The organism is Streptomyces gilvosporeus (assembly GCF_002082195.1).
GTDB lineage: Bacteria > Actinomycetota > Actinomycetes > Streptomycetales > Streptomycetaceae > Streptomyces > Streptomyces gilvosporeus.
The window spans coordinates 252287-265472 of the sequence record NZ_CP020569.1 but is presented as its reverse complement, the minus strand read 5'-3'; the positions used below and the strand labels follow the sequence as shown (position 1 = coordinate 265472).

General features: G+C 71.3%; 6 protein-coding genes and 1 pseudogene. 2 read left to right on the top strand and 5 right to left on the bottom strand.

All coding sequences use genetic code 11. The features are described 5' to 3' along the window. Positions 1-194: 194 nt before the first annotated feature. Together B1H19_RS01355 and B1H19_RS39145 are read left to right on the top strand one after the other, a co-directional pair. Positions 195-938: a helix-turn-helix domain-containing protein gene (locus B1H19_RS01355; protein WP_083102442.1), complete on the top strand. Its 744-nt coding sequence runs from the start codon at positions 195-197 to the stop codon at positions 936-938. Positions 939-994: 56 nt separating this feature from the next. Next, positions 995-1188, top strand: a pseudogene (locus tag B1H19_RS39145) (IS5/IS1182 family transposase); the annotation flags it as partial. 91 nt (positions 1189-1279) lie between these two features. On the opposite strand, the gene B1H19_RS38450 reads toward B1H19_RS39145, so the two are convergent. From B1H19_RS38450 to B1H19_RS01330, 5 genes are all read right to left on the bottom strand, one after another. Beyond that, entirely contained in the window at positions 1280-1543 is a 264-nt protein-coding gene (locus B1H19_RS38450) for a hypothetical protein (protein ID WP_159027923.1), read from the bottom strand. A gap of 680 nt (positions 1544-2223) precedes the next feature. Beyond that, the gene (locus tag B1H19_RS01345; RefSeq protein ID WP_083102440.1) at positions 2224-2463 is read right to left on the bottom strand and encodes a hypothetical protein; all 240 of its coding nucleotides are present in this window, start codon (positions 2461-2463) and stop codon (positions 2224-2226) included. Positions 2464-2862: 399 nt separating this feature from the next. Continuing rightward, positions 2863-4470: a PfaD family polyunsaturated fatty acid/polyketide biosynthesis protein gene (locus B1H19_RS01340; protein WP_083102439.1), complete on the bottom strand. Its 1608-nt coding sequence runs from the start codon at positions 4468-4470 to the stop codon at positions 2863-2865. Next, the gene (locus B1H19_RS01335; RefSeq protein ID WP_083102438.1) at positions 4467-6785 is read right to left on the bottom strand and encodes a hypothetical protein; all 2319 of its coding nucleotides are present in this window, start codon (positions 6783-6785) and stop codon (positions 4467-4469) included. The genes B1H19_RS01340 and B1H19_RS01335 overlap by 4 nt, the downstream gene beginning before the upstream one ends. Further along, positions 6782-12970, bottom strand: coding sequence for a type I polyketide synthase (locus B1H19_RS01330; protein WP_237289009.1), 6189 nt, complete (start codon positions 12968-12970; stop codon positions 6782-6784). The genes B1H19_RS01335 and B1H19_RS01330 overlap by 4 nt, the downstream gene beginning before the upstream one ends. Positions 12971-13186 lie beyond the last annotated feature (216 nt).

Genomic DNA, 13186 nt, shown 5'->3' with positions numbered 1-13186 from the left:
AACGTTAGGTACGAGTCGAAATGCCAGTCAACGGCGACCTCCTCGGGACCGCGCTCTTTGCGCTGGTCAGCTACGCAACTGTCGATTGCAATGACAGTGATGGTCAATGCACGGCTAAGGAGCGGGTGTTGCAACGATCGGCGGCCAGTGCGCACACTGTGTGCCGAGATGACCGAGTCAGAGGAACCGACCCGATGCCAGGACGCAGGCTGACCAGAGCCGACCGGCAACAGATCGCCGCGGGGTTGGCGCAGCGCCTGAGTTACGCCGATATCGCCAGACGGCTGAACCGTCCCGCCTCGACGGTGGGCCGCGAGGTCGCGCGCAACGGCGGGCCTGCCCGATACCGCGCGGAACTGGCACAGCTCGCGACCACCCACCGAGCCCAGCGCCGGCCGCAGCCCCCCGCCCCGGTGCAGCGGACCATCGAGCACCTCGGCCCCGACCCCGACGCAACGGCCGCGTTCGTCACCGACCTCACCACAGCACTTGTCGAAACCGGCCTGCCGCGCACTGCCGCCCGCGTGATGGCCTGCCTGTTCGCCTCCGAGAGTGGCAGTCGCACCGCCATCGAGATGGCGCAGCACCTGCAAGTCAGCGCGGCGACCATCTCGCACGCGGTCCGCCTGCTGGAAGGGCAGGATCTGATCCGCCGCGGTCGCGATGACCGTGGCCGCCGCCACCGGTATTTCCTCGACGACAAGGCGGGCTTGCGGACCGTCGCGGCCAGCGTCGCCGCCAATCAGCGGTTCGCCGCCACCGCGTTGCGCGGCGCCGAACTCTTCGGAGCTGAGACCGCCGCAGGATCCCGGCTCGCCCTGGCAGGCCGATTCCTCGAACGCCTCGGTGACGACCTCATCCGCTCCGCTGAAAAGCACTGGCGTGACATGGTTGGTGACAGGAGCGACGAATACACACTGACGAGCCACGCGGAGTAGTACGCGACCTCACTCGCCCCGGCGATCGACCAGGCATTCGAGAGGACCGGAGCCTGAAGATCGCCCACCGCGGCACCCCAATCGGCTCCAGACTCGGCAAGACGCGGTGGGTGGTGGTGGACACCTTCGCCTGGCTCCACCAGTTCAACGCCTTCGCATTCGCTGGGAACGACGAGCCGACATCCACCAAGGACTCCTTGAACTCGCCTGCCCCATCGTCTGTTTGACACGACTACGCATCGCATTCTGAAACTCGCAGTTAGGCACCCGCGAGGATTTCAGGCTTGAAACGCGTTCGGCGCCCCAGGTAGCGAGGCGCCGAAGCCTTCACCTGCCGACGATCAGCGGGTGGCAGCGCCGCCAAGGGCGTTGGTCTTCGAGGCGAGGTCGTTCTTCGTGGCCAGCTTGTCGGCGACCTTGCTCAACCCGCCGATCAACACATCGGCGTTGATGTCTTTGAGCGGGTTCTTCACTTCGTTCTTGCTGACCGTGCTGCTGTCCACCAGGTTGTCGATACCAGCCGCGGGAGCGGCAAGTGCCGGTGACGCCACTCCCAGAGCCAGCGCGGCTCCGGCGACACCCGCAGCAACCTTTGCGATCTTCACGATCCGTATCCCTTCTGGCAGTTGCGCTCAACGACGGAGTCACGAACCTCGCACCCCGGAGCGCCCAGTTCTCTTGCGCTCGCTACGCACTGCCGCATCCCTAACCGCTGCACTCATATCAAAGTGCCGGGACGTCACCCGTCCGGGCAATATTTTCTTCCTCAGGTGCAGCGGTTGGATTGGTGTGAGCAAGTGCCATCCTCAACCCTGGGTAGTTGACAACGAGTTGTGGTCGAGATGTCGAGCCGCTGCTGCCGACCCGGCCGCCTGGGCACCGGCAAACGGGCCGGAAGAGGGTTCTGGAGGACCGGAAGGTGCTGTGCGGGATCCTGTTCGTCGTCTACACCGGCATCCAGTTGCCCTCACCGCCGACGGCGACCAGTGGACATCCGCCAAGGCGGTCCGGTCGCCATCTGGGAAGCCATCGAAAACACACTGTCGGCCTGGCACGACGCCGTAGATCCGACATCACCGCTGTTCGGCTCGCCATCACCCCAGAGACACACGCCTACTGGATCGGCGGTCAGCAAATCACCAACGATCAACGGTCCTACTGGCTCGGCGGAGGGAACGCGGCACTGCGCTGGAGGCACCCTCACCCCCCGGTTCACTGCCTGAGCCAAGCCAACCGGTCCAGATCGCCCCGTCCGTGCATTCGCCCCTGAGGGGCGCGGGCGGGGTCACGGCCCCTCGGCATCCCGCCGGCTGGCGACCGCAGCCCGCGCGATCACCGACAACGTCAGCTCCCGCTCCTCGTTGACGACCAGCCAGCCCTTCTCAAGGAGGGATTGCAGCAGCGGGCGGATCTCGGCGCCCAGCTCCTCCGCCACGTCGTCGTCCGTGGGGGAGCTGCCAGCGCCGCGGAGGGCGGCCAAGTGGAACACGACCGCCTCCTCCTCCGCGGTGATGTTGAAGTCCATGCTGCGAAGGTATGCGCCTCCATGGTCCGTGGCATCTTCGCAGCGCCGCGCCACGTGCGACGAGGCTTCTGGCGGCCTTCCAACGGCAGGTGGCGGCAAATCCCCGGAAGGCGCTGGAGACCGTGAACCGGCTCGTGCTGGGGCGGCGGCGATTCAGCGGCTGCAGCGGAACACGCGGTTGCTGGTGCTGCCCGAGCTGGATGAGCAGGCACGGCCTGGGGGAGAGGTCCCAGGAGCTGTAGGTTCCAGGCCCCGATGTCCCCTGCGCTTTGTCTCTGCAGGTGTTTTTCATCCCGCAGTTTCTGATCAGCGGGGGGCGTTTGCATGGCATGGAAACGAGTTCGTCCGCAGCAAAGAGCGCCGGAGCAGGGAATCAACAGGATGATTCTCTGCAATCCCTCAGGTGGGGGCTTGCCGGGTGGCGGGGACCGCGGAGGCAGGGGAGGCGCCGGGCGGTGGCAGTCGGTATTCGGTGCAGGAGGGCGGAAGGCATACGCCGGACAGGCGTAGCTGGCTGACTCGGCTGTGGAAGGCGGCGCCGCGGAGGAGGTGTTCGGCGACGGTGGCGGCCTGGCGGTGTTCCGGGGCGGCCAGTGCGCTGCCCGCGGTCCAGGCGTTGAAGGCGCCCATTGCCGGACCGCACCAGATCTGCCAGTCGCGGGAGCGTTCGGTCTGTCCGGAGGTGGCCCAGCGGGAGGCCATTGCGAGGTACCAGCGGAAGACCAGGGCCATCCGGTGTTTGGGGTCCCGTTCGAACCGTGGGAGCTGGTCGGGCAGACGGTCCTTCAGGTAGGCGGTGCACTCGTCCACGACCCGTTCCAACGGGCTGCGCAGGATGCGCTCCTGGAGGAGATGGCGGGCGTCGGGCGGGAGGTCGTCCAGGCCGGTGTGCGCCTGGTAGAGGCGGTAGAGCCGGGTGGCGTTGCCGGCGAAGAGGGTTCCGCGGGCGAGGACCTGTACCTGTACCCCTTGTTCGAACATGTCGGCTGCCGGGGCCATGGTGCAGTCCGCCAGGTCGGCCTGGGCCAGCAGCCGTTTCACGCCGGGTGAGGTACCTGCCTCGGTGGTGGCCTGATTGACCGATCCGGTGACGACGTAGGCCGCGCCCATCGCGAAGGCGGCCGCCATGGCGTGGGGGCTGCCGATGCCGCCGGCCGCGCCGATCCGTACCAGCACGCCGTTCGGGTGGGGGTGCTCGCGGGCGATCCGGTCGCGCAGCCGGATGAGGGCGGGCAGCAGGACGGCCAGCGGGCGGCGGTCGGTGTGCCCGCCGGAGTCCGCCTCGGCCGTGATGTCGTCGGCCATGGGCATGATGCGGGCGAGCTCGGCTTGTTCGGCGGAGATCTGTCCGCGGGCCGTGAGGTCGGCGACGATCTCGTGCGGGGCCGGGCGCAGGAACAGCTCGGCGGTCTGCGGGTGGGAGACCTTGGCGATCAGCCGGTGCCCGGCCCGGACCCCGGTGTCCGGGTCGCGGCGCAGTCCGCTGACCCGGTAGCGCACCAGGTCCGGGGTGAGCTGGACGAAGGCGGATGCCTCCAGACAGCGCACCCGGTGGCGCAGGCACGCGTCCACACATGCCTTTTCCATCGCGGGGGCAAGGGGGTTGTGGATGAGATTGCAGGCGAAGGGCAGGTGCCGGGCGCCGAGATCGGTCTCCAGGCGGCCGAGGGCCTGGTCGATGCGGTCCTCGGGCAGCCCTGCGGAGCCGAATGAGGCGAGGTGTCCGGCGCGGGCCAGTGCGGTGACCAGCTCGACGGAGGCGATGCCGCCGGCCATCGCGCCCGCCATGTAGGCGTGGCGGACGCCATGGTGGCGCCGGAAGTCCGCGGAACCGAGCCGTTGGGGAGCCAACGGGCCTACGGCGGCGAGCAGGGTGGTCCCGGAACCCGGCGCGGGGGCGTGGTGGGTGGCGCCCGCCCGGCCCCCGCTGCTGACGATGCAGCAGGGACGGTCGAGTGCCGAGAGCACCTCGTACAGTCCCTCCGGGTCGTGCCGTACGGTCGTCATCCCGCTTCCCCGCTCGTGTTCCGCCGCGCGGACGTGACTCGTACGGCGATGTTGTCCACCTGGTAGATGCGCAGGTCATCGCGCCAGACGCTGCCTTCGGCCAGGAGCCGGACGGCTTCGCCGTCCCGGCGCACCTCGCGGATGTGGACTTCGCCACGGACCTGCTGGTGGTGGCGGAGGATCTGTCCCCGATAAGTCCAACGCACTTCCTCGCCGACCGTGTTGGCGAAGCGCGGGTGTGGCAGGAGGTGATCCACGAGACCGGAGTGCAACGCATAGGCGTGCACGGCCTGGTAGAGCATCTGCACCCCGGCCGAGCCCGGCATCACCGGATCCCGGAAGAAGTGCTGCTCGAAGTACCAGTCGTCGGGGCGCACCGGTTTGGTACACAGCAGATATCCGGCGCCGTGCTCGCCCCCGCCTGGGACCAGGACCGCGTCCTCCAGCAGCGCCATCCGCCCGTGGCCCAGCCGGGTGTCCTCGCGCAGATCCAGCGGGCGCATCCGGGCGGGGGCGGTCGGGCAGCGGTCGAGCCAGGGCGGGACGTGGCGCCCGCCGTCCAGGCCCTGCTGCTCGGCCATCAGCTCCGGGGTGAGGAAGCCGTGCACGGCCCGGCCCGCGCAGAAGGGCGCGCCGTCGGTGCTCAGTGTGAAGTCGTAGCGGTGCATAAGGCCGCCGGGCAGGGCGGTGTGCGAGGTGAGGGTGATGTGCTGCTCGATCGTCGTGGCGCGCAGGTCCACGTCACGCAGCAGCCGGGTGCTGCCTTCGAGGTTGCGGCAGGACAGGTCCTGGTCGGGGTGCTCGCCCAGGACGCCGAGGAGCCCGCTGAGCAGGCCCATGGGTTGCAGCGCGAGTTCCATCAGCGCCAGTTGCGGCAGTGTGCCGGCGTTCTCGCGGATGTACCACGGGTCCTGTGGCATGTCGTATTCGCAGGTGTACGAGCTGCCGGTCCGGTATTCGCGCCAGGCATCCGCCTGCGCTACGCGCCAGCGGTCCACCATGAGCATGTCGCCGCGGGGCAGACGGGGGCGGACCTGCGCGGTGACGTGCGGGTCCGGTACGCCGTGGAGCATCTGGGCTTCGTACTCTCCTTCGGCGGCGATGGCTGTGTGCAGTTCGCTGCCAACTGCCCACTCTCCGGCCGCGCTTTTGCGGCAGGTCGCGCGATCCAGGCCGATGGCCAGATCGGCTCCCGGGCCTTCGCACAGCGCGATGCCCAGGTCGCGCAGGCGGGCTGCTGGGCGCCCTCCCGCGGTGATCCGGCAGTTGCCGATCAGGTACGGCCTGGGAACCATCCCGAGTTCGGCCACCTCCATCTCCAGGTGCAGTGGGGTGTGCCGCGGCGTTACGGCTTGGAGCGTTTCGACCAGGACGGGGCGCTCGGTCACGGGGCTGGTCGTGGCACCGGGGAGGCAGAGGTGGAACCCGCGGTGGAAGGCGTAGACCCGCAGGAGTTCGGTCGCCATCGCAACGAGCCGCGGCCAGACCTCGGTACCTTCGTCCGCGGTCACGTGCGCGGTGGCCCGCAGGAGTCCTTGGGCGTACGTGCCACCACAGGGCTCGATGGCGGTGACCTCCTCCAGCATCCGGGCGGGCCATGGTGCGGGGAGCGCCTCGGGCGGCAGGCCACGCTGGTCGAAGGCGGCGCCGAAGACCGAGGCGAAGTCACCGACGGCCAGGGCGTCCAGCTCGGCGGCGGACAGTCGGTCCACCGAGGTACGGGCCAGGGGGCGCGGTTCGCGCGGGTAGCGGGGAGCCGGTCGTTGCGGCCACGGTGAGGTCTGCGGGTGTGGGGTGACGACGGCGACGACCCGGCCCCCGTCGCGGATGTGCCACTCCGTCCCCAAGGACTGTGCCCCGGGCGCGGGTTGGGCGTCCAGCGCCGTGGGCGCGTCCGACACGGCGCTGCGCCACGTCACCTGGACCGCGCCGATACCCGGATCCGGGCCATCGCCCCGCAGCGCGCTCGCCGCTGTCCCGAGGACCGCTGCCACGCCGTCACACACCTCGCGTCGGGTGAGTGGCGTCGGCCCGTCGGGGGAATCCGGGCCGTTGGTCCAGGGGATGTCCAGGGTGCCGTCGACCGGGGCCGTGCGGGCGATCTGCCAGGCGCTGATGGCTCGGTGGGCATCGAGTACGGAGGCGTGGGCCCGCTGGATCCGCTCGGCCATTCTCACGGACAGTTCGCCGGTGGTGGTGGCGGGGATGCCGGGCCGTACCGGCGGCGCCTCGGACGCCTGCTGGGCCGGCGGGAGGCCGGGCGGGGCGGTGAGTTCACCGAGGGGGACCCCCTCGAAAGTGAGTTCTTCCATCATGTGGTCCGGGAAAACGCCTGGCGGTGGATGGGTGCGCCGACCTGCGCGGTCGTGCCGCGGACGGCGATGTCGGGATCGACCCACAGGGTGCGCACTCCGCTCCAGCGCTGATGGATCCGTCCGTCAGGCGCGCAGGCGATGAGCGTGCCGGTAGCGAAGAGCGGGTCGTCCCCGGAGCGGCCGTCGGAGATGATCACGAAAGGCTCGTCGTCGGGCAACGGCGTGAACAGCTCCACCCGTCCGACGCTGACCGGGAGCGGAAGGCGGCCGTCGTCGCCTTGCGGTAGCAGATTCAGCAGACCGGCCTGGAGCAGGAGGTCGGCCAGGGCCGGGCTGTAGAGGCGGCCTCCGAAGGCCCCCCGGGCGAGCGGCGGATCGGGCATCCGGGCGGTCACGACCAGCCGGCCTGGCTCGTCCACGAGGACGTTGTGCAGACCTGCCAGGGTAGGGCCGTGGAAGAGCCTCCCGTCTTCGTAGCCGGGGTGCAGTCCCTCGGCGAACTCGTACGGCGGCAGCTGCTCGTGCGGCGCCTCCGGCACCCGCTCGGCCCGCCGGAAGATGCCCTCGTAGTGCAGCTGTCCTTCCGCGGCGGTGGCTTCGTGAACGGTCACCCGCACGGTGTCCGGACCGGTCCCCGGCTGCGGTGCCGGCCGGATCCGGAACCGCTCCGGGTGCCCGTCCGGGAAGAAGACCCCCCGGGCGATGCGGAAGTCACGGCACTCGACGACCGGCAGACTGCCACCATGCGCGCGTTCGACGGTGTGCAGTGCCCAGCCCACGGCGGCCGTCATGGGCAGCACGGGAACCTCACCGATGCGGTGGTCGCGCAGTACGGGCTCCTCGCCGAGGCCGGTCAGCATGCGGTAGGCGGTGAGCCCTTCGGCGGGCAGCCGGTCGACCCGGCGGTACGGCGGGGCGAGCGGTCCCACGAAGGTGACCTCGTCCGCATCGCGGTCCGGGCCGCTCATCCGTGCCAGGAAGTACGCGCAACCGGTTTCCCGGGTCAGTACCGGAACCCCCGCGTCCCGGTAGATCTCCTGCAGGCGGGCCGCCATGCCGCCGGTCCACGGGCCCCAGGCGATCGGCACGACCCGGCACCCGGGGTGGGCCGCCCGGAAGGCGCAGCCGAAGCGGGTCAGCGCCTCGCTGGCCAGGGCGTAGTCGGCCTGGCGCAGGTTGCCCCAGATGCCGGACACGGAGGAGAAGAGCACCAGATGCCGGAGGCGGTCGGCGTCCAGCACGTCGAGCACATTCCGGAGTCCGAGGAGCTTGGTGTCCACCACCGGTGTGATCGACTCCGCGGTCATCTCGGCCAGCGGCTTGTCGCCCAGCACGCCCGCGCCATGGACGACTCCGGTGATGCGCGGTGTGTACGGGGCCAGGGCCTTTGCCAGCGCCTGGGGGTCGCGGAGGTCCGCGGCCACGTACGCGGCCTCGGCGCCATACGAGCGCAGCTCGTCCAGCGTGGCGCGAATCCGCCGCTGGTGCAGCAGCTGTTCCGTACGCTCGCCGATCCGTGTGCGGGTCACCGGCTCGGTGGGGTCCTCGCCCGCCTCGCGTGCCCGTGCCTCGAGGACGGTACGCAGGCCCTCGGCAGTGTCCGCCCCGGCTGCCCACTCCGGCTCCTCGGGCAGTGGTGTGCGGCCGAGAAGGACGTAGCCGCACGGGTGCTCGCGGGCCAGCGCGGCCACGCACCAGGCGGTGATCCCCGACGCCCCGCCGGTGACCAGCAGCAGATCCTCCCCGGTGAGCGCCGCCTTCTGCGCGGCTTCCTGCGCTTGGCCGGGCTCCGGCTCCGCCCGGGGTGAGAGGGGCAGCGGGGCGGGCGCGTCGGACAGGGACGGGGTGCGACGGCCGGTTCCGTCCCGGGCGACCTCGCGCACGTCGGTGGCGATATCGGTGATTTCGGCAACGAAGGCCTCGCCCAGGTGCTCCGTGGACAGTCCTGGGGCGAAGTCCAGCGCGCGGCAGAACAGGCCCGGCTCCTCCAGGGCGACCGTCTTGGCCAGCCCGCCGAGGCCGGCCGTCAGAGCCAGGGCCGAATCGCCTCCGGACCCGGCGTAGCCCAGGGCCCCGTCGAGCTGCGTCACCGTCACCAGCCCGGCCCGCCTACCGCCCTCCGCCGCGCTCCGCAGGGCGGGACAGGCGTGCTTGGACACCAGGACGGCGTGCCGGAGCCGTTCGACGACCCGGGCCGCGGGAAGCGGGGCGGCCGGGGCGACCGGGAGGACACACAGATCGAGCCGGGGTTCCGCGGCCAGGACCTCGGCGAGACGCCCGGAGAGCGTGGCCTCCTCCCAGTCCTCCAGCACCCTGGTGCGCGCCTGCCCGTCCGCGTCGCCGGGCGCGGTGCCGGGGACGCACAGGCGACTGGTCCGCCAGCCACGGGAACGCAGGGCCCCGTCGAGCGCGGCGGACAGATCGCCGCCGTCGTCCAGCAACAGGGCGTGCGGCTGGTCCGGATAGGCGTGCGGACACACATCCGGCTCGGGGAGCTCGCGCAACCCGACGAAGGCGCGGCCGAGTTCACCGTCGCCGAAGGCGAGTTGCAGTTGAGGCCGGGAGCTGGTGAGGACCTCATGCAGCTTCTGGGACATCTCGCGCACCGTCCTGACGGTGCTGAACTCGTACAACTCGCTCCGACTGATCACCGGGTAGCGCCGCCACATCTCCGCACCGATCTCCACCTGCTTCAGTGAGTCGATGCCCAGGTCCAGCTGGATGTCCATATCGGGCTCGATCATGTCGGTGTCGTAGCCCGTCTTCTCCGCCACGATCTCGCGGAACACCCGCTCCAGCTCCGCCTGATCCAGGTCGTCGATGTCCATCGCAGGCCGCTCGTCCTGGGCGCCGCCCACCTCCGTGGCCCACAGCTGCGCCAGCGCCGACGTGGCCGAGCCCGGCGCGGCACCCGAATCGGCGGGCGGCTCGGCGGCCGGCGCGGTGGTGCCGTCCTCCGGTGCCGGGCCCTGGTTCGGCAGCTCCGGCTTCGCGTCGCCGTCCGCGTAGGGGCCCGGCAGCGGCGCCCGGCCGTCGTCCGGCAGGCGCAGCAGATCGGTGACGACCTCCCCGGCCCTGATATGCGCGTCGGCCAGCGCCAGACTGTGCTCGGTGACGGCGTTGACCGCCGCGGCCAGTGACGGGTCCACCTGCCCCTGTGCTGCGCTCCGGCCCAGCAGGCGGGTCAGCTGCTGCGCCGTGTGCAGCTGGCCGTCCAAGTAGCGGGTGTGCGCGGCCAGATGCTCGGCGGCGGCACGGGAGAGCGGGTCGCTGTGCCGTTCCTGGAGGGCGGGTCCGACGGCACCGGCGGGCGCGGGGGCCTCCGCCGTCCGGTCCGGGACCTCGTTTTCCTCCTCGGCGATGCGGGCCGCCTCTTCGGCGAGGCGCCTGTCGTGGACGGGGCGGCGGGCCACTGTCGCGAAGAGCGGGCCCTCCAGCGTGCGGGCGACCTTGGACGGGGCGGGGCGCTCGGCCCGCGGCGGCGCGTCGAAACGGTCGATACCGCTCAGCGGCAGCCCCAGGACGGCCAGCCGGACAGCCGCCTGCTTCAAGGCCGCGCAGCTGTCCGCGGCGCCGCCGATGTCGCAGGGGACCGCCGCCACGCCGCGGTCACCCAGGGTCCGTTCCACCAGACCGGTCAGCGTGCGCCGGGGCCCGAACTCCACGAAGCCCCGGACGCCGTCCGCGTACATCTCCTCCAGGCGGGCGGCGAAGTCCACCGGCCGGAGCAGCTGCTCGGTGAGCGTGCGGCGGTTGGCCTCCGCGTCCTGGCCGTACGCCGCCCCGGCGGTGTTGGCGTACACCCGCAGGGCAGGGGGCGCGAAGGCGGTGGCGGCGCAGGCCGCGCCGAACGCCTCGACCGCGTGCTGCACATGGGAGGTGTGGAAGGCGGCGGCGACCGGCAGCCGCTGCGCCGCGACACCCCGGGCGACGCACTCGCGCACAAAACGCTCGACGGCGGGTACCGGGCCGCCGACCACATGCTCGTCCGGTGCATTGCGGTTGCACACCGTCAGCTCGGTGTGCCCGGACAGCGCCTGCCGGAGTTCCGGCTCCGGTGCCCGCACCGCCGCCAGCGTGCCGGCGTCGCCCGCCCGCCCCGGCGGGGGCTCCATGGCCCGCCCACGGGCGCGGGCCAGCGCCAGGAACGCCTCGTCGTCCCAGACCCCGGCCGCCCACAGCGCGGTCAGCTCCCCGAAGCTGTGGCCGAGCAGCCCGTACGGGGCGAACCCCAGCTCCCGCAGGTAGCGGTACTGGCCCATGGACAGCGCGCCGATCGCCGGCTGCGCATAGGCCGTGCGCCGCAGCCGGTCCTCGGCGGCCGGTCCCTCGCGGTCCCCGGGCGGCGGGTAGAGCGCGCGGGCCAGACTGTCCTGGGAGGGGAAGAGCCCGTTCGCGGCGTCGAAGGCGGCCCGCACCGGGGGCACGGCCATCGCGGCGTGCAGGCCCATCTCCACGTACTGGCTGCCCTGGCCGGAGAAGAGTGCGCCGACCTTCGTGCCGGGCGGCAGGCTGGTACGGCGGTAGTGGATGCCCCGGGTGTGGCTCCAGCTGTCATGGCCGGAGTTCACCCGCAACTGCTGAACGGCCGTGGCCATCAGCTCATCACGGTGGTCCTCCCCGGTGGCCACGAAGCCGACCCGGGCGTGCCCGGCCGGCACCGGACCGTCGTCCGGGGCGTCACCCCGCTCCAGGTGCCTGCGCAGCTCATCCGGGTCTGCGGCGTGCCACAGCCAGACCCTCGGGGTGCGGTGCAGCACATGCTCCGGCCCGCCGGGATACTCCTCCAGGACGGCGTGATAGTTGACGCCCCCGAAACCGAACGCGGAGACGCCGGCCCGCCGCACCCCCCGGGTGCCATCGCGCACCCAGGGGCGGGCCGCGGTGTTGAGGTAGAGCGGGCTGTCCTCGCCGGTGGCCGCCGTGTGGGGAGTGTCCACGTTGATGGTGGGCGGCAGCACCTTGTGACGCAGCGCCAGCACCGCCTTGATCATCCCGGCGACTCCGGCCGCGGCCTTGGTGTGGCCGATCTGCGACTTCACGCTGCCCACGGCGGCGAAGCGGCGCTCACCGGGGGAGGCCAGCACCTCGCTGAGCGCGGCCAGTTCGACCCCGTCGCCGGCCGGGGTGCCGGTGCCGTGGGCCTCGATCAGCTCCACCGACCGCGGCGTGCAGTCGGCGTCCTCGTACGCCCGCCGCAGCGCTGCCAACTGGCCCTCGCCACACGGCGCGTAGATGCTCTGCGCCATTCCGTCGCTGGAGCTGCCCAGCCCCCGCAGTACCGCGTGGACCCGGTCGCCGTCCCGCTCGGCGTCCTCCAGACGCTTGAGCGCGAGCATTCCGACGCCCTCGCCCACGAGCGTGCCGTCGGCCTCCGCGTCGAAGGGGCGTACCCGACCGCTCAGCGACAGCGCCGGAGTCTTGCTGAAACACAGGTAAGCGACGATCGTGTTGTCGGTATCGCAGCCGCCCGTGATCATCAAGTCGGCGCGGCGGCTGACAAGTTCGTCGACCGCCGAGCGGAGCGCGGCCAGCGAACTGGCGCATGCCGCGTCCACCGTGTGGTTGGCGGCTCGCAGGTTCAACCGGTTGGCGACCCGGCCGGAGACGATGTTGCCCAGGATCCCGGGGAAGGAGTCCTCGGTCCACGACGGCAGACCGGCCAGGCGCGTACGCATGACCCGGCGCGCCCGCTCCTCGGGGATCCCGAGGGCGATCATGGTCCGCAGCATCTCGGGAGCGAGCAGCCGGGAGGCGAGCGGGATCAGAGTGGAGTTGGTCCCGCACACGCCGAGCACCACCCCGGCACGCTCCGGATCGAACCATTCCCGGCGCCCGAGGCCCGCATCGGCCAGCACATCCTTGGCCACCATCAGGCTCAGCAGCTGCACCAGGCCCACGGAGTCCACGCTGTTCGGCGGCATCCCGAACTCCCGTGGGTCGAAGACCACCGGATCCAGGAATCCCCCGCGGCGGCAGTACGTCCGGTCCTCGGCGAAGGGGTCGCGGTCGTAGTAGTCGTCCGTGCGCCACCACGCCTCGGGGACCTCCTGAGAGCAGTCACGGCCCGTGACGATGTTGTCCCAGAACTCCCGTACGTCCCGCGCCTTGGGGAACATTCCGGCAAGGCCCACGATCGCGATCGGATCCCGGGCCAGGCGGCGGTCGACGGCATCGGCCTGCACCAGCGTGCACCCCACTCAGACGGCAGCGGCGATTGGGAAGGAGCGGCCGGCACCCACCATCATTTTGACGGAAATGTGGCGATTCAGGCGCTCCAGCGCATCCTATTCCTCTATGCGATGCTCGCCACGTTCGCCACACCCTTACACCAGCCCGACCGGCGGCCCGGCATGGCGGCAGCGCAACCCGGTCGGACGGCGGCGCCGTGACCTCCCTCC

Bases quoted from the DNA above. Each gene is read 5' to 3' on its own strand.
- B1H19_RS01355 (WP_083102442.1), top strand. From the start codon at position 195: ATGCCAGGACGCAGGCTGACCAGAGCCGACCGGCAACAGATCGCCGCG.
- B1H19_RS01345 (WP_083102440.1), bottom strand. From the start codon at position 2,463: ATGGACTTCAACATCACCGCGGAGGAGGAGGCGGTCGTGTTCCACTTG.
- B1H19_RS01340 (WP_083102439.1), bottom strand. From the start codon at position 4,470: ATGACGACCGTACGGCACGACCCGGAGGGACTGTACGAGGTGCTCTCG.
- B1H19_RS01335 (WP_083102438.1), bottom strand. From the start codon at position 6,785: ATGATGGAAGAACTCACTTTCGAGGGGGTCCCCCTCGGTGAACTCACC.